Raw genomic sequence first — 18,940 nt, 5'->3', positions numbered from 1 at the left:
CTCACAAACGCCATGCAGTTATTTAGTCTCGGTAAATTTTTGTTAAGTCTTGATAGTGATCAATTCTGCGGTCGCGTAAATACGGCCATATACGTCTTACGTTTTCCGAGGCTTTTTGATCAAGTTCTACTACTAAAATTTGCTCATCAGTATTGTTTGCCTCTGAGAGCATTTCGCCTTGAGGGCCTGCAATAAACGAGTTACCCCAAAATTGTATACCTTCGCTTTGTCCGCTAGGGTCGTTTTCATGGCCTACACGGTTACAGCTGATAACAGGTACGCCGTTGGCAACCGCATGCGCACGCTGGCTTATAACCCACGCGTCTTTTTGGCGCGTTTGTTCATCGCTTTCATCACGGGGATCCCAGCCAATTGCGGTTGGGTAAATTAATACCTCCGCGCCAGCCATAGCCATTAAACGCGCCGCCTCAGGGAACCATTGATCCCAGCACACTAATACGCCTAATTTACCTACTGAGGTTTGAATTGGCTCAAAGCCTAGATCGCCTGGGGTAAAGTAAAATTTTTCGTAAAAGCCAGGATCATCAGGAATGTGCATTTTACGGTATTTACCCGCAATGCTGCCGTCTTTTTCAAGTACCACAGCGGTATTGTGATACAGCCCAGTGGCGCGCTTTTCAAACAGTGAAGCCACAATAACAATACCAAGCTCCTTGGCAAGCTCACCCAATGTATTTGAGCTTGGGCCCGGAATTGTTTCGGCTAGGTCAAATACATCCACATCTTCTGTTTGGCAAAAGTACAGACTACGATGTAGCTCTTGTAAAACCACAAGCTGTGCGCCTTGCTTAGCAGCATCACGAATGCCAGCAATCGACTTAGCGATATTTTGCTCGGCATTATCACTGTTAGTTTGTTGCACTAGGGCAACGGTTAATTTTGCAGGGCTTGTCATTGTGTTGCTCCAGCTAAAAATCCACGAGGTAATTGCATGGTAATGCAATGTAAGCTACCAAATTGTTCAATAATAGGTAGGCAATTAACGCCAATAATAGTGTGCGTTGGGTACGCTTTTTGAACTTGCGCGAGTGCCAGTGCGTCATAGTCATCGTTATACGTAGGAACTAAAACCGTATTATTGATAATCAAGTAATTTGCGTATGTTGCCGGTAATCGGGTGTTGTCATCATCAAACACCGGTTTTGGCCATGGCAAATCAATTAATGTATATGGGGTATTATTTTGTGTTTTAAAGCTTAGTAGCTGTTTTTCCATCGCATCTAAAGCATTAAAGTGCTCATCTTCTTTCGCATCGCACTTAACATACACAAGGGTATTATTTGGCGCAAAGCGTACCAGTGTGTCAATGTGGCTGTCGGTATCATCACCGGCTAGATAGCCATGATCTACCCATAAAAAGTCAGTTGCGCCTAAATGCGTTTTTAAAATTGACTCAATATCGCCTGGTGATAAATCTGGGTTGCGGTTTTTGTTCAGTAAACATTCGCTGGTTGTAAGCAGTACACCGTGTTCGTTGATTTCAATACCGCCGCCTTCAAGTACTACATCAAGGGCTTGGTATTGATTTGCTTTATTGCCTAGCTTGTTTACCAGTACGGCGTTAATTTTATTATCGAGGGCACTTTCGAACTTATTACCCCAGCCATTAAAGATAAAGTCGTAAATTTTAAGTTGGCGAGGGTCGTTTATATTTGCGCAGGTAATAGGGCCGTGATCACGCGCCCACGTATCGTTTGTTGGTGTAACAACAAAGTGCACTTGGCCTAAGTCTATATTCGCTTTTTTTAGCAAGGCAGTAATGTGGCTTTTAAGTGCCGCGTTATGGGCAACTATAACAAGCTGCTGCACGGCTGTGATATGCGTTGCAAGCTCAACATATACAGGCTCCACGCGTTCAAGCGTATCAGCCCAGTCGGTCTGTGCATGGGGCCAGGTAAGCATAATGGCGTCTTGCTCAGCCCATTCAGGTAAAAGTCTAAAGTTCATGAAGTTTTTATACAAATTACGGTGGCGCTAGTTTAGCATTTTACATGCATATGTCAGCTATTTATCGCTGCTTGAATCATCGTCAATTTGCTCGAGTTCTTGGCGCTTTTTTAGCTGGCGTGTTTGTGCATGTAAGCTGGCTCTTACAACTAACTCTTGGTCTGTGGTTCTTATTGCAGTAAACAGTAATGTGTATTGGTAGTGTTCGCTGTCTTGTTTTTCAACGGCCACCACTTCTGTATAGCAGTAAACGGCTGAGGCTTCGTGGTGCAAAAATAGCTTTGTTCTAAAAGCTTGGCCTATTGCGTATACATCAGTAGAGGTAAAACGAATGCCGCCTCCGCCGTAGCTATCACACTGAATAGCATTATCTTGGGCTTGCTCTGAAGCTAAAATGTGACTCATTATTAAATCAATTTTACGCGACTGAGCCTGTAAAAAAGACGCCAGGTCTTGTGCTAAATCGCCTAAGTTTCTTAGAGGTCTTAATGAGGCCTGTTCAAGCTCACTAACTTCGTTAGCTAGCTTAAATAGAGGAGGTATGTCGTCTTCAAGTGCGAGTTGAGATTGCGGGACTGCCTGGTTTTCTACAGCAAATAAGTTTACCCGAATGCTTTCATTTATTTGAAAGTACTCTTCAAATTCGCTTAATCTTTGACTGTTCATAATTATCTCCACTGCGTATTCATTAAATAGTAGCGTTGTGGGGAGTAAATTGCTAGCAGATAAAAACGTTAAATACTTTGTTTATACGTGGTTTTTAGTAATAAAAAAGCGGCCAATGTCATCCTAACATCAGCCGCTTGGGTATTGATTAATTAGCGCTGGGAGTGCTTATTTAAGTAGAGCGGCTAATTCATGTAAATCTTTCACAACATGGTCTGGTTTTTTAGCCAGTGGGTAAAGTGTTTTACCTGGGCGGGCGATAAAGGTTGTTTGTAAGCCGGCTTCTTTCGCACCTGCTACATCCCAACCGTGCGCTGCTACCATCATTGCCTCATTTGCTTTTACATTTAATTTAGTCAACACCCACTCATAGGCACGTAAGTCTGGTTTATAAATTTTAATATCTTCAATGCTGTAGCGCTCATCAAAGAACGACATTAATCCAGCGCTCTCAAACTGGGCTTTAACACCTTTGTTTGATGAATTTGTCAGACTTACTAACTTATAGCCCTGAGCTTTGAGTTTTGCCAGTCCTTCTTTCACATCTTTGTGAGGCGGTAGGGTTAAAAGCGGAGTAACAATGGCTGTTTTAGCTTGTTCATTTGTAATGGCTATATTGTTATTTTTAGCAACCATGCGCAGCGACGCAACGCCAATTTGCCCAAAGTCGTGATAACTGCCACTTACTGTATCAACCAGTGAGTGATGCAACATGGTAGAAAACCAAAGCGGTAATAAATCTTCACGCCCGCCAAGCGCTTTACCAATAGAGGTGCGCATTGAGGTTAAATCAAGGAGTGTTTCATTTACATCAAAAATAAGCACTTTAGGCTTTACTTGCGATTGTGGCTCCTCAGCTATAGCGCTACCAGAGGCTAAGCTAGTACCAACGAGTAACGATAGAGTAAGGGTTTTTAACGATTTTAAAATAGACATTAGTATTGCTCCGATTCAAGGGCGGCCATCACATCAATAGGCTCTGCACGTAGGGTATAGTCTTCGTTTAAAAAGGCATAAGTGATTATGCCTCTTTTGTTAATTACGTATGTGGCGGGCAAGGGTAACTTATAGCTTTTGTCGCCGTAGTATTTTTCAAAATCAATGCCAAATTGGCTATAGAGTGCTTGAATGCGCTCATCTAATGTAAACAGCAAACCAAATTGCTCAGCTACCTTATTATTAATATCTGAAAGTACGTTAAATTCGAGGTCATTTTTTTGCGCGGTAGTTAACGTTTCATCTGGCAATTGAGGAGATATAGCAATTAACTGCGCACTGTGCGTTTTAAATTGGGGTAGGTAATCATTAAGTGCTTTGAGTTCTAAATTACAATATGGGCACCAGTTACCACGGTAAAAGCTAATTATTACCGGGCCTTTATTTAATAAATCAGCTAATTCAACATGCTCGTCGTTGTGATTTTGTAAGCTAAAGTTACTTACTTTAGCGCCTACTTGCAGTGCCTTATTTTTTATATGTTGAGCAATGAGCTCATTCGTTGTTTGCTCCATTAGAGCTAATACATCGCTAGGTAGCTTCGCTTCTTTTTGAACGTTATATGCATCAATCTGTTTTTTCAAACTCATGGTTAAATCTCGAAAATAGCTTTAGGAAGATTATGAATGTTCTATTAATTTAAATATATATTGCAAAACTGAAAGCTTCATTTGAAAATATTAAACATTAAAAACTGCTTAGCCTACGTATGTATAATTTAACTGACCTAGAAACATTTATTGCTGTGGTAGAAAATAAAGGGGTGCTGGCAGCAGCACGTGAGCAACGCTTGTCACCAGCAACTGTGAGCCACAGATTAAGCAAGTTAGAGCGCGAGCTCTCAACCGTATTAGTGTTCAGAGACAGTCGCCGGGTAAGGTTATCACCTGCGGGTGAGCTATTTTATCATCGCGTAGGCGCTATTATAGAAGCCCTACATGATGCAGAGCATAGCATTGGCGCACGAAGCTCGTCGGTGAGTGGGTTATTGCGTGTGACTATGCCACCGTGGGTTTTTTCAAAGTATGTTATGCCTAAATTGACCGAGTTTGAAACAAAATACCCAGCACTTAAGCTCGATTTTTTAATTACAGATCATTTTGTCAACGTGGTTGATGATGCGCAAGACGTGGCAATTAGAGTAGGGCAGTTAACCGATTCTGGCCTGCTTTCACGTAAGATTGTCAATAACTCGCGTATTTTGTGTGCCGCGCCAAGTTATATAAAAAAGCATGGTATGCCCCATACATTAAGCGAATTAGCTGAGCACTATTGGGTGTGCTTACCCTGGCAAAGGCAGTTAAAACTGTATGATAAAAACAATAAAATACACACCTTTAATGCCAAAACACGCTTTACTATTTCTAATTCCGATAATATGACGCAGGCAGCGCTTGCGGGACATGGCATAGCCATTAAATCCAAAATAGCCATTAATGATGAGCTACGTGCCGGAAATTTAGTAGAGGTTATGCCCAATGCAATGGCACAAAGTGACGCTCCAGTGTGGTTTTTACGCCCTCAAAATAGCTTAACCACCCGTAAAACAGAGGTGTTTTACGAGTTCATGAAGTCTTTATTTACCAGCTATGAATAAGCGAGAATATCCTCGCTTAATAATAAACAAAGTTATAAAGCCAAAGAACTCAGCAAAAATAGCAATTATTATGGCGCTTGCAAGCGCTGCTATTATAGAGTCTTTTTTTAACACTATTTGCCCTTCAAAGCGTTGCCATACTTGCTTTTTAATGCTGCTAAAACCACTGGTTAAGGTATATAAATAGGGTGATTGGTTAAAGTTATTAACTGCCGCCTGTAGGGATTGTTGTCGATCATTGAGGGTTTTGATATGAATAGCCCCTTTACCGACTACATCGTCTCCAATATTTTCATAGTGGGCAATTAGCTTGTTTAAATCGTTATTAAAGTAGTTTTGAGCATCTTTTCTAAACGGCGCTAATGCGTTATTAGCCTCAACAAAATGCGCCTGTAAAGCATGGCCGTAATCACTCACAAAGGCAGGTATTTGTACCCCTAATAGTAAACCTGCCGCAAAAAAACTGAGCCTTATGTAATCTAATAATTTACTCATTTGATCTCCTGTTTACTCAAATCCTACCTAAACAACGGCAAATTAACATTTACGCTTGTTTTTATGCTAAAAACTCGTAATCTATCGGTAATAAAAACAACAATAGGCCTATGTTAAGGATGACTACCAAAGTAAATATGACATCAACGTTTGTTGATATCACTAAGCAATTAAAACGCTTTGTGTCGCGTATTGTACAGCCCGATGACGTAGATGACATTGTGCAAGAAACTTTTATTAAAAGCTACGAAGCTGATTTAAAACAAGATATTCAGTTTAGACGCAGCTACATGCTCAAAACTGCAAAGCACTTAGCACTTAATCATATAGCCAAATGGGACAATAAATTTAGTGACTCGTTAGAGCACGATGCAGAATTACCTCCGCTGCTAAAATCCTCACAACTTGAGGATGAATACACCTCAAAAGAGCGTTTTTTACTTTTTTGTAGAGCAACGGATCAATTAAATTCTTCTATCCGTAAATGTTTTATATTTAAAAAAGTGTACGGTATGAGCCAAAAAGAAATTGCCCAGCACATGCAACTAAGTGAAAGCACCGTAGAAAAACACATAGCCAAAGGGTTATTACAAACCATGTTATACATGAAAGAACATGAACAAACTTATAACCAATCTGTGGCAAGTAATTCAGCTCGTAATTCGGCGCTGCCAATTGAGAGGGTGGCTAAATGAGCAACGTTCACCAATTTACCTCAAAAGATTTAATTTTAGAAAAAGCATGTGAATGGATAAGCGCCATTGACAGAGGCTTAAATAAAAATGAAAAAGAGCAGTTTAAGCTGTGGATGATGCAAAGCACCGCCCATCAAGACGCTGTATACGAACTGGCCCAGCTGTGGGATGAACTGGCCGTATTAAACGAACTGAGTAGTTTGTTTCCACATAGAAATACAAAACCGCAGAAAAAGAAGTGGGCGTTTTCTAGTGCCATTGCCGCAAGCTTATTTGCGGCATTAATGGTGTGCAGTTATTTATTAATTAGTCTTGAAAACGGCTACAACGCAGAGCAGGCCAAAATAAATTACACCAAAATTTATACAACCAAAGTAGGTGAACAAGCCACGTACGTTTTACCTGATGGCACAATTGTGCAATTAAACACCAATAGTTTACTCGAGGTAGCTTATAGCAAAGGGCGACGTCAGCTATTACTGAGTAAGGGAGAAGGGCGTTTTAATGTAGCAAAAGATCCAGCTCGACCCTTTAGTGTGATGGCTGGCGATAAAAGCTTTACGGCACTGGGTACTGTATTTAATGTACAGCGAAATACCTCGTCTGATTTAGAGCTTGTTGTAACCGAAGGCAAAGTGATGATCACAGACCCTAGTGTTGCAGTTAGTGCCGATGATTTTAAAGACTACCAACTGGCTGATAATAACGCTAAAAAAGTCCGAAATATCAATGCTAATATTGTTATCTCAGGCGAAAAAGCAATTATTGAACAAAGCATTACCAAGCCTATTACCCAACTTTCTGTGGACGACGTACAACGTGATTTAGCGTGGCAGAACGGTATGTTAATTTTTAATGGTGAGCATTTAAGCGATGCCTTAAATGAAGTGAGCCGTTACACCTCTACACGATTTGAGCTGTCGAGCGCTGAGCTTGCCAACATAAAAGTAGCGGGTGTATTTAAAGCCGGAGATGTTGAGGGATTACTTGAGAGTTTGCAGACTAATTTTGCAATAGAGCATGAGCATTTAGGTGAGCATATGGTGAGCCTAACACAGCAAACTAAATCATAAGAAATGTTATGCATATCAAACAAATGTTAGGTGAAGTTGCATTTTTAAATGTTATTGGTAAAAAAAAGTTTAAAAAAAAGATAAAAAACTATAGAGGAATTTTGTTTGTCAGCTGTTTATATAAATTGCGCAGTAACCAAACGCATCTACTTAGTGGTTTAAGTGTACTTGCTCCGGCTATTTTTAGCATGAGTGTGCAAGGGGCAACACAAACTACCCAGAAAATGGTGCAATTTGATATACAAGCGCAGCGAGCAGACAAAGCCTTAATAGAATTTGCTAAACAAACAGAGCAAACCGTGGTGTTTTCTTATGAGTTGGCAAAAAAATACCAAGCAAATTCGGTTTATGGTTTTTATACCCAACTAGATGCACTGCAAGCATTATTAGTAGGGACTGAGCTCGATGCGGTTGTCGATCAAAATGGTTTACTGAGTATAAAACTCAAACAAATCAATAGGAAAGATAACAACATGATGAAGCTTTCAGGGGTTAGTGCAGCTGTATTACCAGCATTGCTTGCAGCAAATTCACACGGTGTGAATGCAGCCGAGGACGTTGCACAAGAGAATATAGAAAAAATTGCTATTGTAGGTAGCCGTGTCGCAGGGCGCTCAGTAGAAGATTTACCCGTACCCGTTGATATTTTAAGTGCTGAAGCACTTGAAAACACAGGCCAAACCGAAGTTGGCCGTATGTTGCAATCTATTGCACCTTCATTTAACTTTTCAAGCTCGTCAATTAGTGACGGCACAGATGCCTTACGACCTGCAACACTGCGTGGCTTAGGGCCTGACCAAACATTAGTGCTAATTAATGGTAAGCGTCGTCATCAGGCAAGTATTATTCATATCAATACCTCAGTAGGACGTGGTACCGCAGGTACCGATATGAATGCTATTCCGGCCTCTGCTATTAAACGCATAGAAGTATTACGAGATGGCGCCGCAGCGCAATACGGCTCAGATGCAATTGCCGGTGTAATTAATATTGTACTCAAAGATGGCAGTGAAGGCGGTAAAGCGGCCGTTAATTACGGCGAATATTCAGAAGGCGATGGCGAAACAGTAAACGTTGATTTTAATAAAGGGTTTGCCCTAGGTGATAGCGGCTACTTAAATGCAACGCTTAATTACCGCGACCGCGCGCCTACTAACCGCGCTGGCTTACATGGCTCATGTCAGTTTTATGGCTGTACAGAGCTGAGTGATGGTACTTTATTGGCTGGCGATCCGCGTGAACTGACCGCCGATAGAGATACCTTCCGTATTGGCGATGCCGACTCACAACAATTTGGCTTAACGGTTAATACAGGGTATGAGTTAGGTGATGGCGAGTTGTATGGTTTTATTACGTATTCAACGCGCGATAACGAATCAGCGGCGTTTTTCCGCCACAATGCTAATGCAGGCGGTAACCCGGTATTACAAGATAACGATGCCACCATCCCGTTAGGCTTTTTACCTAAAATAAATACCACCATTGACGATATTTCTTATAACTTTGGTTACAAAACCGATTTTGATAACGACGCAAGCTTAGATGTATCGTACACATACGGTGAAAACAGCATTGATTACACAACCAGTGACACAATTAATGCCTCGTACGCTAACTTTTTACGTTACGAGCAAGGTTTAAGTGCCGCTGATATACGCAATACTATTCCGCGAGAAGCTTATGCTTATGGTATGGAGCTATCACTGCAAACCATTAATATAGATTTTACACAAAACTTTGATGACTATTCACTGGCGATGGGTGCAGAAATTCGTACTGATGAATACCGCATTTTAGAGGGCAACGAATATGCGTACCGTGATTACGACACCCTTGATGGGGTAAGTATTTATAGTGGTTTAAGTGGCGGAGTGGGCTCAGAAGATGCCTCTGGTGGCACGCAAGGTTTTGGTGGTTCTTCACCGGCGTCATCGGTTGATGAGTCGCGCGATGTAATTTCGTTTTACCTTGATGCAGAAACTTACCTAATTGAGGATGTTATTTTATCAGGCGCACTGCGTTACGATAATTACAAAGGCTTTGGCGATACGGTAAACTTTAAGCTTGCGGGTAACTGGGCAATTACTGATGATGTGTCATTGCGTGGTGCATTAAGTTCAGGCTTTAGAGCACCGTCAATGCAGCAATTGTACTTTAACAACATTAGTACACAGTTCGTTGTAGCGGAAGACGGCTCATTAGTTGCTGAGGAAGTAGGTACATTCAGAAACGACTCAACCCTTGCGCAAAGTTTAGGTATTCCAAAGCTTAAAGAAGAAAAATCGCAAAACCGCAGTTTAGGTATTGTCTACAATGTAACAGACAACATTAATGTTACTGTAGATTACTACTCAATTGATATTGACGACCGCATAGTAATTAGTAACCGTTTAGGCAAAGGGCTTTCTTCAAGCCTAGATGCGGCATTAATCAGCTCAGGCGCAGGTGCAGGGCAGTTTTTCTTAAATGGTGCCGATACCGAAACTTCGGGTATTGATTTTGTAGCGACTTGGAATACTGAGGGCTTAGGCGGCACGCTTGATTTTACTTTAGCGGCTAACTTTACAGAAACTGAGGTTGTATCGTTATTTACGCCATCGGGTTCAGGGCTAGAAACCGTACCTGTGGAAGATGTATTCTCTGATCAAGAAATTTCAATTATTGAAGAGTGGCAACCAGAAGATCGCATTAATTTAAGTGCGCTTTATCAGCGTGGTGACTGGACTGTAAACCTTTCACTTAACCGCTTTGGTGAATACACAGTAGAAGATGGCGGCCGCCAAACTTACGGAGCAGAAATTTTAACTGACGTTAAAGTTAACTATTTTGTGACCGAAGATTTATCTGTCAATATTGGTGCAAACAACTTATTTGACGTATACCCAGATAAAAACACCATTGGTAACTCACGTTCGGGCACAATTGTAGACGCTAACGGTAATACAATTGTAAGCAGCGATGGTGTATTTGAATACTCTCGCCGCTCTGCACCATTTGGTTTTAACGGTGCATACTACTACGTAGGTGCAGAATACCGCTTTTAATAAATAACACTCCCTTATGTTATTTAAGTTCAAAGGGCCGTAAGGCCCTTTTTTTGGTCTACCATCAATGTATATAACTACGTTATTCAGATATTAAGCTAATAGTGTAATCTTCATACTCTTTAATATTATCCATTACTCTCATTAATGTATTATGTTTACTGTTTTCGTGAGCCTTAATAAGTACAGCGCTTACTTTGTATTTAGCAGCAAACATAGCAAGATTGTTGGTAATTTGTTCTAAATCGATTAACCTGCCAGAAAAATACACCGCATTATGTTCATCAATACTAAAAGTGGCACTTTTAGTTTGTTTATTGATGGTGGGTTTATCAAGTGGTCGTTGTATTTCAATGGCTATAGGTTTAATAAATGATGTAGTTACAATAAAAAATATCAATAAAATTAATACGATATCTAACATTGGTGTCATATCTACATCTGCATTATTTTGAGATGTTTTATTTTTCATATTGGACCTTATGTTAATTAAATGCTGCGGCGCCACAGCAAGGAATTAGGTACCTATTACTAAAACTAACACAGTAAATATAGTGTGTGGTTAAATAAACATTCTATTAAAGTTAATTATTTGTATTGCTAATGTGTTTTTTAGGGGGGAATGGGCTAATAGTTGCTTCAACATGATCAGAATAAGTAGAAGCCGAGTAAGGGGTCGAGTTTTGCTCACTACATGACTTATATTTGAATCGGCAATAAAAAACCCAGCTAAAAAGCTGGGTTGTAGTTTAAGCTGTTACTTTTAATGCTTTTGCATGCGACTCATTTCTGTATGGCAACTTTGCATGGTTAATAACGTTTTAGCTAATGCAGCTTCACAATCAGCGGGCTGTGGTTTGTCCATAGCTGCTTTAATTTCTTCAAGAGTTTTATCTTCTACTTCTTCAAGCTCTTTAACGTATGTTTTATCGTTATCAGAGCTGAAAGTAGTGAGCAGGGCGGTGTATGCTCTGCGCGCTTCTACAGCAAAAGAAGAGCCGTCTTCACGCTCGCCTTTTTCGTTAACTGCATAAGGTTGTAAGCGCTCAACACTTACTTTTCGTGCGTCAATCATGCGTTGAAATAATGCGCCAATGGCTGGGTCTTCAACTTTCTCTTGCGCTTTTTGATAAAAATCAATGCCACTGTTCATTACTTGGATGATGTCAGTAATATGAGTTGCTTCGGTTCCTTGATGGGTATTCATAATGACCTCTCTTTACATGAATTTAAATGTCATAGTAAATAGAGCAAAGGGCATTCCAAGTTTTGAACTGTTCTTAAGTGTTTGAAAGTTAAGTGCATTATATATTATTAATAGCAAGCGAGGTTATTTAAATTAATATAACCTCGCAAATTTTACATGGCTTTTGTAATAAGGTTATTTAAGTTCATCTGCCACTTCGGCTACTTTTTGGCGCAACCAAATATGACTTGCGTCGCGATGTAGTAAAGGGCTCCAAATCATATCAAGCTCAAAAGGCGGTATAGGAAATGGCGGCTCTAAAATTTTAAGGCCTGCATCATCTAAGTAAATATTGGCAGCTTTTGAAGGTAAGGTTGCTACTAAGTTTTGCTCTTTGGCTAAATGAATGGCTACGTGGTAATTACGGGTAAACGTGGCAATATTTCGGTGTTTACCAAAATGAGCAAGTGCTTCATCAACCCAACCTAGCTTTTGTACATCTTTAGGGTCCATTCCTACACCTACCCCAAAGCCGGTTTTACTTACCCAGATATGACGCGCTTTTAAATAGCTATCTAGGCTGAAATTTTCGATAATTGGGTTGTCGGCTTTTACTAAGCAGCAAAAGCTGTCTTTCCAAATACGTTTATGATGAAAAGATTGCGGTAGGTTTTCAAAGCGGTTAATGGCCATATCCACTTTACCATTTTCAACATCATGAAATGTTACATCACTCGGTGTGAGAATATCTAAGGTTGTATCGGGTGCTTCTTCATGAAGTTTACTTAAAAGCTTTGGCGCTAAGGTGCTGGCCGCGTAGTCACTGGCCATTATTCTAAATACACGTTTACTTTGGCTGGCTTCAAATTCACGATTCGGTGCAAGGGTTTCCTCTAGAGTCATTAATATACCACGAATAACAGGTTGCAGCTCTATAGCGCGCTCTGTAGGAACCATACCTTCACTGGTGCGCACCAAAATAGGATCGTTAAACAAATTGCGTAAGCGCTTAAGGCCGTTACTCATGGCCGGTTGAGTAATACTTAACTGGTTAGCGGCGCGGGTTACATTGCACTCGCGCAATAGAGTATCAAGGTAAACCAGCAAATTTAAATCTATTTTACTTATGTTCATTGTGTGTCCTTTAACGCTTACCAGTGATGAATAAAGCGTTGTGCTGTCGGGTATGGGTATATGTGACTAACATAGCCCTTTTTGATATTTTGTTGAGCTTGCTTCCAAAAGCCAACATCAACAAGCTCAGGGTGTGTACTGAGCAAAAACTGTTTGTACTTTGGGTTTGGCATTACAAAGGTACAAAGTTGCTCAGGAAAAACATCCTGTGGCGCAACTGAGTAGCTTTGTTCATCGGTTAAGTAATCATCATAGCTTTTGGCCTTAGGTAAGGCTCTAAAGTTCATATCAGTTAAGTACTGAACCTCATCATAATCGTAAAAAATAATTCGGCTGTGTTTGCTTACGCCAAAATTTTTAAGCAGCATATCGCCTGGGAATATATTTACCGCAATCATTTCTTTAAGTGCTTGGCCGTATTCTTCTATTGCATCGGCAGCACTTTCTTCGCTGGCATTTTCTAAAAATAAATTGAGCGGTGTCATACGCCTTTCAATGTATAAGTGCTTTATAATAAGCCACGGCCCTTCAATAATCATAGATGAGCCAATGGTTTTATGCAGCTGCGCTAGTAATTTACTATCAAAGCGAGCCAAAGGAAATACGACGTTAGAGTACTCTATGGTGTCAGCCATGCGGCCAACCCGATCGTGACTTTTTACCAATTGATAGCGTTTAAGTACGGTATCGCGGCCAAACGGTTTGCTTTCACCAAACTTGTCTTTAATAACTTTAAAGACGTAACCAAATGAGGGCAGCGTAAATACCATCATCACCATGCCCTGGGTGCCTGGCGCTATTATAAAGTTATCGTTTGAGTGAGATAAGTGATGTAAAAACTCACGGTAAAACTCAGTCTTGCCTTGTTTATGAAACCCGATGGCATTGTAGAGCTCAGCGAGCGTTTTATTAGGCATAAGTTGATTTAAAAATCGCACCATAGCCGAAGGCGCATGGGTTTCTACCATAAAATAGGCACGTGCAAAGCCAAAAATAACCCGCATTTGCGATGATTTGGTTAACAGTGCATCGAGATATAAGCCTTTATCTTCATGATGAAGTACCGCAATAATAAAAGGCTGTACACCACTTTTAGAGACCACTCTGCCCACAATATAGGCTGCTTTATTACGATAAAAAGGTGCGTGCAAAATATCAAAACGCATTTGCCAAGGTTGGTGGTGTGTGTCGGGCGCTTGTTTATAAAATGCTTTTACGAGCAAACGTATATCACGCTCTAAATTTACAAATGGGGCTTTAAAATCAAAATGGTCAATAATGCGCTTTATAGTGGGTTTTAAACCATCAACCACAGGAAAGTAGCTTCGGTATTCTGCCTCAACAGGAATAGCAGGCGCATCTTTCAATGTGGCTTGTACAAATATAAAGTCGTTATGAAAATAGCGCCTGTGGTACAAACGGCAAAATACTGAATTATAGAACGTTTCGGCAAGTTCAGCTTGAGGGTGGAAGCATAAAAAACGTTGGTACAGTTTTTTTACTTCTAGCCAAAGCTGTTCATCTAAGTGCTCAGTTAAGTGTGCCTGTTTTAATGCTTTTGTTGTTTCGTTTACTCTTTCATCGTAATAACTAATGCGCAGTTTACTTATGTCATTAATATGCTGCCAATCACGTTTAGCGAAGGCAAGCGGAGCTTGAGCGGTAGTTTTTTGAAACAGCTGATAATGCTTTTTAAAGCCCGTTAAAATTAATTCTGCTATGTGGCGTGGCTGCATAAACACTCCTTAAAAAAGTGCATATAACGTTTTTAGTGTTAGTGGTGCTGATACGTTATACACGTTAGAGCTTTAACTCTATAGTTGTTAAGGGTATGTTATTTTAAGTTTAAAACCAAGATAAATATTCTCGGTTTTTATACTTTGCGCTTAAAGCATAATTGAGTGTGATGACAAAAGCTATGCTATTGGAAGGAGGCTATTTTTTTCTCTAACTTTTTAATACGTTTTTCAATTTCGGTTGTTTGCTTTTTATGCTCTTTATTTATTATTTTTAACTGCTTGGTTATATCTTTGCTAATTAACTTTTTATCCTCGTCATCTAAAATTCGATTAAGCCGCTGTTGCTGATTGTACTCAGCGCGGTCTTTCTTACGTTTTATAATTGCTAACTTATTATTATTGCTTCTCAATTCTGCTTGCAGATCAAGCACAATACGTTCGCGCTCTAATGCGTTTAGCTCTTTTGTGTAATCTTGCGCTGGTGCAGTATTAATTCCTGATACAGTATTAATTGTGTAGGCGGTAGCGTTATCTTTACAAGGGAATTGCGAAAAGATAGTGCCGTTTTCTGTCACGCATTTATAGTAGGTTGTGGCATTTTGCGCATGCAGAAAAAGTGGGCATACCATTACTGCGCATAAAAAAAGTGTGTGCTTTTGCATTAAGTTCATCCCTGGCGTTTACTATGATTTAGTAAATATAACCTAGCTTGGTGTTATAGCAAGCTAGGTTAAGGGATAGGGCTATTGTGTGTAGGTTTTTAGCTTTTTAATACTTTGTACTAAAAACGGGATATCGAGGCTTTGCTCTATAGAAAAGCCTTCAGCGGCAGATATATTTTTATAGTTACCGTCTGAATCTATAAGCGTAATTCTATCTTTTTTGTAAGCAATAACTACACCTTGTGAGTAGTTAACGCCGGTATCTGTTTTTTTCTTATAGAGGTTTTCACCTAGCATGGTTTGCGTAACAACAGACTTACAGTTTAAGTATTGCCCTACACTGGTTGCAATAATATCACTAGGTTGAATAAGCCCGTCTACCTTGGCTATTTGCTTATCAGAGCTGTATAACACCGATGATGTAACTACTTCTGAGCTATTATTCGCTAAGCTAAAGGCAAAAATATGCGTGTCGTCATTGCGTGGAGAAGGGGCATCCTCTGCTTTTATGATTCTAATCGCACTGTTTGAGTGGGCTTGGTCGTTTATAAAGCTTAATTCTTCAATACCCGTAAGTTCAATGCTTCTACGTTGGCTTTGCCATGCAGGCAAGGTTTGCTCTGATAAAATGCTCATTTTATAAAAAGAAGGTAAGCCATACACTAAACTAAATAAGCTATCGCCATGGTGTGTTGGCTGTAAAAACTGATCAGTTTTATGTAGATTTTCATGCTTAGCAACAAACTGTTTTAACTGTTCATCGTTCTCAAATACAAAAATATCAACTTGTTGCTCGGTGTAATCGTCGCACTTTTGTAAAGGCGAAGGAATTTGATAATTAACGTTTTGATTATTAATTCTTACATCGTGAGCTTGTTTGTAGCTTTCAATGTCGAGTAAATCATTTTTAGCTAATAAACTTTTAGCGGTTGTAGGGTACGAAAGCGGTAAAACGTTATCTTGCTTCGTTATATCAAACTTTAAATTTGCATCGGCCCAAATGTGAATACTGTGGCTAAGAGCAAAACACAATACTAAAAACGAGCTGGCAAAACGGGCAAACTTAAGTTGTTTTAAACGCGCTAAATGCTGCCATGTATAGTTACTTACAACTAGCTGAAAGCCTAAAATAAGTAAAACAATCCCCCCAGCTAACAATGTAGTAAGGGTCGGCGAGCTCGTAAGACGATGCCATAGTAAAGAAATAATTTCAGGTAGCGCAGAAGAGCTTAAGTGGTAGCCCAAATTAACATATACATATGCATCAAGCGTTAATATAGACGCCCCAAGTGTTGCAATAACGGCAGCCATACCTCGAATATGGCGGGGATAAGGAAACACCAAGCTTAAAGGAAATACCGTCAGCACAAATGCTAAAAAAGCGATAAAGCTCGTATGGCTTAACCACGTCACTAACATATAGGTAATACCCATAAAGCTAGTTGGCGGTGAATCTGCAAATAAAAAACTTAGGCTAATAAAAAGCGCTAAACCAATATTTGCAAAAGTGAACCAATGGCCCCAACTTAATAACTGACTCGCTTTAGATGAAAACTGATTGTGCTGCGATAAATTCATATAATTTATTTAACCGACTGAGCAAGTGCTTTTGCAAAGTTCTCAGTTACGGCTTGTCTTTTCCCTGCAGGTACATGCTCTTTTAGGATATGCGTGATAGAATTTCCTAAACACATAAGGCTTAAATCAACCGGCGCATTATGTTGCGTTAGCACATCAATGAGCTGATCGACGATTTGTTCTACTTCTTCATTAGAGTATTTTGATAAGATTGGCATCAGTTGGTTCAATAAAAGAGTTATATTCTCGTATTTTAACACCAGAGGCGTGAAAAACAAAGATGACAACAGACGTTAAAAAATTAGTCGTTCATTATGTAGACAAAAAAGACGACGATACGCAAATTCACCTCCGAAACGATGAAATGGTGATTAATGATAAAGTCGCTGTTTTTATCGAACAACTCCATCATGCATACAACTCAAAGCCAGGCAAAGGTTACTGTGCATTTAGTGGCGATAAAAATAGTGTTGTAGCGTCAGCAATGCAAAGCTATCGTAACGACGAGTTAGGCTTTTGGCACATGACCGAGCAAGCATCTACGGTTTTAAAAGAAGAGCTTGATAAGTACGCCTTTAGTGAAACCGGTTATTTAGTATTTTGTCATTATCAGTATGTGGCTACTGATTACATGCTAATAGCCATGATTAACATTAAAGAGCACTACAGCATGACCTCAGAGCTTGATTTAGCAGCGTCGCGCCACTTAGATATATCGCGCATGCAATTAGCAGCTCGCATTGATTTAACCGCATGGGACACACAAGCTGACGACAATCGTTATATTTCGTTTATTAAAGGGCGAGCAGGGAGAAAAGTAGCAGACTTTTTCTTAGACTTTTTAGGGTGTGAAGAGGGCATAGACCCTAAACAACAAAGCCAAGTGATGCTCAGCGCTGTTGAAGATTATTTATCTGAGCAGGAGTTTGATAAATCAGAAAAAGACGAATTACGTAAGCAAGTATTTGACTACTGTAATGACTGTGTAACCACAGGTGAAGATGCAAGTGTAACTGAACTTTCGGCGACTTTAACTAAAGGCGATGACAGTCCATTTGACAGCTTTTGTAAAGAGCAAAGCTACGATTTAGAAGACTCTTTCCCTGTTGATAAAAAAACCGTGACCAGTATGGTTAAGTTCTCGGGTTTAGGCGGGGGGGTTAGTGTAAGTTTTGAGCGTAAACATTTAGGTGAGCGCGTAACTTACAATGAAGCGACCGATACACTAGTCATTAAAGGCATTCCACCTAACTTAAAAGATCAACTACAACGTTTTATGGAAAGTGAAAGTGAGTAAACTCATTTGATCTAATTAAAAGCCGATTTAAGAGCGCGATTTTTATATCGCGCTTTTTTATTTTTGCTAGGTAGTAAAGCCACTTAAAAGTCTATTGCACAAAGAGAAGTGAATGAGAGTAAAATGAGAAACCAACACTAATTTAAACAATTATTTTTCATTTCTTCTCTATAAGCGCAGCGTCTCTTATCCTCTTTGTGAATATACGTTTATTACGGGCTTTGCCCGGCACGCCAATAAGTTGTGCGTCTACAAGTTAATATTATTTACGGTGTTTAAGTTTGGCTGGAGTCATAAAGTTTGCTTAGGCGAGAAGTAATGCAGCTGTTTATTTTTGCTGGCTATTAAAGCCACTTAAAAGTCTATTGCACAAAGACAAGCGAAAGAGGATAAAATGAGAAAATACATTTCAGGGCAAGACAGGTTTTAAAACAAAAAAGCCCCGCTATTTGTTAATAGCGGGGCTTTTTAATGAGTGTTAATGGTTAATCAGCACTCATTGTTTTAGTCATTGCAGAACTCGCACGACCTGCTGGTTTAATTGAACCTGCGCGTAAGCCACTATCAGGCACTAACTCACGTTTGTCGTGTGCCATGGCAACTGATGTATGCTTTACGTCGCTATCAGCAACAGGTGTCGGTTGTGCCATTGGTGCACTTGCCGCGCCTTTGGTGATAACCGTTTTTGCATTTACATCTTTTTGAGTTGCATTTGCAGTAACTGGTTGCTCAGCTGCTACAGGCTCTGCTTTAACAGGCTCTGGCGTTTCTGGTTGCTCAGCTGCTACAGGCTCTGCTTTAACAGGCTCT

The 18,940-nt window shown here is 40.0% G+C and carries 18 protein-coding genes and 1 pseudogene; 5 read left to right on the top strand and 14 right to left on the bottom strand.

Going from position 1 to position 18,940, the window contains the following annotated elements; genetic code table 11:
• Positions 1 to 22: 22 nt before the first annotated feature.
• The 5 genes from AN391_RS12240 to AN391_RS12220 all read right to left on the bottom strand — a co-directional run bounded on the left by AN391_RS12240 (position 23) and on the right by AN391_RS12220 (position 4,220).
• Entirely contained in the window at positions 23 to 916 is an 894-nt protein-coding gene (locus AN391_RS12240) for a carbon-nitrogen hydrolase (RefSeq protein WP_055015659.1), read from the bottom strand.
• Positions 913 to 1,968: an agmatine/peptidylarginine deiminase gene (locus tag AN391_RS12235; protein ID WP_055015658.1), complete on the bottom strand. Its 1,056-nt coding sequence runs from the start codon at positions 1,966 to 1,968 to the stop codon at positions 913 to 915. The genes AN391_RS12240 and AN391_RS12235 overlap by 4 nt, the downstream gene beginning before the upstream one ends.
• Positions 1,969 to 2,025: 57 nt before the next feature.
• Positions 2,026 to 2,634: a PilZ domain-containing protein gene (locus AN391_RS12230; protein ID WP_055015657.1), complete on the bottom strand. Its 609-nt coding sequence runs from the start codon at positions 2,632 to 2,634 to the stop codon at positions 2,026 to 2,028.
• Between the two features lie 168 nt (positions 2,635 to 2,802).
• A complete protein-coding gene (locus AN391_RS12225; protein WP_055015656.1) occupies positions 2,803 to 3,570 on the bottom strand; it encodes a haloacid dehalogenase type II in 768 nt (255 codons plus the stop codon).
• Positions 3,570 to 4,220, bottom strand: coding sequence for a peroxiredoxin-like family protein (locus tag AN391_RS12220; RefSeq protein WP_055015655.1), 651 nt, complete (start codon positions 4,218 to 4,220; stop codon positions 3,570 to 3,572). Before AN391_RS12220 ends, AN391_RS12225 begins: the two co-directional genes overlap by 1 nt.
• Before the next feature lie 119 nt (positions 4,221 to 4,339).
• Here AN391_RS12220 and AN391_RS12215 point away from each other — a divergent pair, with 119 nt between their 5' ends.
• The gene (locus AN391_RS12215; protein WP_055015654.1) at positions 4,340 to 5,227 is read left to right on the top strand and encodes a LysR family transcriptional regulator; all 888 of its coding nucleotides are present in this window, start codon (positions 4,340 to 4,342) and stop codon (positions 5,225 to 5,227) included.
• Here AN391_RS12215 and AN391_RS12210 read toward each other — a convergent pair.
• A complete protein-coding gene (locus AN391_RS12210) occupies positions 5,207 to 5,722 on the bottom strand; it encodes a DUF2937 family protein (RefSeq protein WP_055015653.1) in 516 nt (171 codons plus the stop codon). The genes AN391_RS12215 and AN391_RS12210 overlap by 21 nt on opposite strands.
• Positions 5,723 to 5,841: 119 nt before the next feature.
• On the opposite strand from AN391_RS12210, the gene AN391_RS12205 reads away from it, so the two are divergent.
• Genes AN391_RS12205 through AN391_RS12195 form a run of 3 tightly spaced genes read left to right on the top strand, consistent with a single transcriptional unit; the run spans position 5,842 to position 10,534 of the window.
• The gene (locus tag AN391_RS12205) at positions 5,842 to 6,417 is read left to right on the top strand and encodes an RNA polymerase sigma factor (RefSeq protein WP_055015652.1); all 576 of its coding nucleotides are present in this window, start codon (positions 5,842 to 5,844) and stop codon (positions 6,415 to 6,417) included.
• Positions 6,414 to 7,490, top strand: a complete 1,077-nt coding sequence (locus AN391_RS12200) for a FecR family protein (RefSeq protein WP_055015651.1) — start codon at positions 6,414 to 6,416, stop codon at positions 7,488 to 7,490. Before AN391_RS12205 ends, AN391_RS12200 begins: the two co-directional genes overlap by 4 nt.
• Positions 7,491 to 7,498: 8 nt before the next feature.
• Positions 7,499 to 10,534, top strand: a complete 3,036-nt coding sequence (locus tag AN391_RS12195; RefSeq protein ID WP_055015650.1) for a TonB-dependent siderophore receptor — start codon at positions 7,499 to 7,501, stop codon at positions 10,532 to 10,534.
• An 82-nt stretch (positions 10,535 to 10,616) separates the two neighbouring features.
• Here the strand turns inward: AN391_RS12195 and AN391_RS12190 are convergent, their stop codons facing one another.
• The 7 genes from AN391_RS12190 to AN391_RS12160 all read right to left on the bottom strand — a co-directional run bounded on the left by AN391_RS12190 (position 10,617) and on the right by AN391_RS12160 (position 17,051).
• Positions 10,617 to 11,006, bottom strand: coding sequence for a biopolymer transporter ExbD (locus AN391_RS12190; protein ID WP_055015649.1), 390 nt, complete (start codon positions 11,004 to 11,006; stop codon positions 10,617 to 10,619).
• A 291-nt stretch (positions 11,007 to 11,297) separates the two neighbouring features.
• Positions 11,298 to 11,741: a PA2169 family four-helix-bundle protein gene (locus tag AN391_RS12185; RefSeq protein WP_055015648.1), complete on the bottom strand. Its 444-nt coding sequence runs from the start codon at positions 11,739 to 11,741 to the stop codon at positions 11,298 to 11,300.
• A gap of 174 nt (positions 11,742 to 11,915) precedes the next feature.
• Positions 11,916 to 12,854: a LysR family transcriptional regulator gene (locus AN391_RS12180; RefSeq protein ID WP_024032602.1), complete on the bottom strand. Its 939-nt coding sequence runs from the start codon at positions 12,852 to 12,854 to the stop codon at positions 11,916 to 11,918.
• Positions 12,855 to 12,871: 17 nt separating this feature from the next.
• The gene (gene aceK, locus AN391_RS12175) at positions 12,872 to 14,590 is read right to left on the bottom strand and encodes a bifunctional isocitrate dehydrogenase kinase/phosphatase (RefSeq protein WP_055015647.1); all 1,719 of its coding nucleotides are present in this window, start codon (positions 14,588 to 14,590) and stop codon (positions 12,872 to 12,874) included.
• A 185-nt stretch (positions 14,591 to 14,775) separates the two neighbouring features.
• Entirely contained in the window at positions 14,776 to 15,255 is a 480-nt protein-coding gene (locus AN391_RS12170; RefSeq protein ID WP_055015706.1) for a DUF4124 domain-containing protein, read from the bottom strand.
• An 81-nt stretch (positions 15,256 to 15,336) separates the two neighbouring features.
• The gene (locus tag AN391_RS12165; protein WP_055015646.1) at positions 15,337 to 16,833 is read right to left on the bottom strand and encodes a DUF3413 domain-containing protein; all 1,497 of its coding nucleotides are present in this window, start codon (positions 16,831 to 16,833) and stop codon (positions 15,337 to 15,339) included.
• A 5-nt stretch (positions 16,834 to 16,838) separates the two neighbouring features.
• Complete coding sequence (locus AN391_RS12160; protein WP_004588923.1) at positions 16,839 to 17,051, bottom strand: DUF1414 domain-containing protein; 213 nt, start codon at positions 17,049 to 17,051, stop codon at positions 16,839 to 16,841.
• 62 nt (positions 17,052 to 17,113) lie between these two features.
• Between AN391_RS12160 and yejK the strand changes: the two genes are divergently transcribed.
• Complete coding sequence (yejK, locus tag AN391_RS12155) at positions 17,114 to 18,130, top strand: nucleoid-associated protein YejK (RefSeq protein ID WP_055015645.1); 1,017 nt, start codon at positions 17,114 to 17,116, stop codon at positions 18,128 to 18,130.
• A 485-nt stretch (positions 18,131 to 18,615) separates the two neighbouring features.
• Here the strand turns inward: yejK and AN391_RS12150 are convergent.
• Positions 18,616 to 18,940 (bottom strand): annotated as a pseudogene (locus AN391_RS12150) (ribonuclease E); the annotation flags it as partial.

Origin of the sequence: Pseudoalteromonas sp. P1-13-1a (genome assembly GCF_001401875.1) — a bacterium.
Taxonomy (GTDB): domain Bacteria; phylum Pseudomonadota; class Gammaproteobacteria; order Enterobacterales; family Alteromonadaceae; genus Pseudoalteromonas.
Note: the sequence above shows the minus strand (reverse complement) of the source record. Positions and strands in the feature narration are given on the sequence as shown.

What these genes read in the sequence shown, in the direction of transcription:
- AN391_RS12240 (WP_055015659.1), bottom strand. Translation starts at nt 916, where the DNA reads ATGACAAGCCCTGCAAAATTAACCGTTGCCCTAGTGCAACAAACTAAC.
- AN391_RS12235 (WP_055015658.1), bottom strand. Translation starts at nt 1,968, where the DNA reads ATGAACTTTAGACTTTTACCTGAATGGGCTGAGCAAGACGCCATTATG.
- AN391_RS12230 (WP_055015657.1), bottom strand. Translation starts at nt 2,634, where the DNA reads ATGAACAGTCAAAGATTAAGCGAATTTGAAGAGTACTTTCAAATAAAT.
- AN391_RS12225 (WP_055015656.1), bottom strand. Translation starts at nt 3,570, where the DNA reads ATGTCTATTTTAAAATCGTTAAAAACCCTTACTCTATCGTTACTCGTT.
- AN391_RS12220 (WP_055015655.1), bottom strand. Translation starts at nt 4,220, where the DNA reads ATGAGTTTGAAAAAACAGATTGATGCATATAACGTTCAAAAAGAAGCG.
- AN391_RS12215 (WP_055015654.1), top strand. Translation starts at nt 4,340, where the DNA reads ATGTATAATTTAACTGACCTAGAAACATTTATTGCTGTGGTAGAAAAT.
- AN391_RS12210 (WP_055015653.1), bottom strand. Translation starts at nt 5,722, where the DNA reads ATGAGTAAATTATTAGATTACATAAGGCTCAGTTTTTTTGCGGCAGGT.
- AN391_RS12205 (WP_055015652.1), top strand. Translation starts at nt 5,842, where the DNA reads ATGACTACCAAAGTAAATATGACATCAACGTTTGTTGATATCACTAAG.
- AN391_RS12200 (WP_055015651.1), top strand. Translation starts at nt 6,414, where the DNA reads ATGAGCAACGTTCACCAATTTACCTCAAAAGATTTAATTTTAGAAAAA.
- AN391_RS12195 (WP_055015650.1), top strand. Translation starts at nt 7,499, where the DNA reads ATGCATATCAAACAAATGTTAGGTGAAGTTGCATTTTTAAATGTTATT.
- AN391_RS12190 (WP_055015649.1), bottom strand. Translation starts at nt 11,006, where the DNA reads ATGAAAAATAAAACATCTCAAAATAATGCAGATGTAGATATGACACCA.
- AN391_RS12185 (WP_055015648.1), bottom strand. Translation starts at nt 11,741, where the DNA reads ATGAATACCCATCAAGGAACCGAAGCAACTCATATTACTGACATCATC.
- AN391_RS12180 (WP_024032602.1), bottom strand. Translation starts at nt 12,854, where the DNA reads ATGAACATAAGTAAAATAGATTTAAATTTGCTGGTTTACCTTGATACT.
- aceK (WP_055015647.1), bottom strand. Translation starts at nt 14,590, where the DNA reads ATGCAGCCACGCCACATAGCAGAATTAATTTTAACGGGCTTTAAAAAG.
- AN391_RS12170 (WP_055015706.1), bottom strand. Translation starts at nt 15,255, where the DNA reads ATGCAAAAGCACACACTTTTTTTATGCGCAGTAATGGTATGCCCACTT.
- AN391_RS12165 (WP_055015646.1), bottom strand. Translation starts at nt 16,833, where the DNA reads ATGAATTTATCGCAGCACAATCAGTTTTCATCTAAAGCGAGTCAGTTA.
- AN391_RS12160 (WP_004588923.1), bottom strand. Translation starts at nt 17,051, where the DNA reads ATGCCAATCTTATCAAAATACTCTAATGAAGAAGTAGAACAAATCGTC.
- yejK (WP_055015645.1), top strand. Translation starts at nt 17,114, where the DNA reads ATGACAACAGACGTTAAAAAATTAGTCGTTCATTATGTAGACAAAAAA.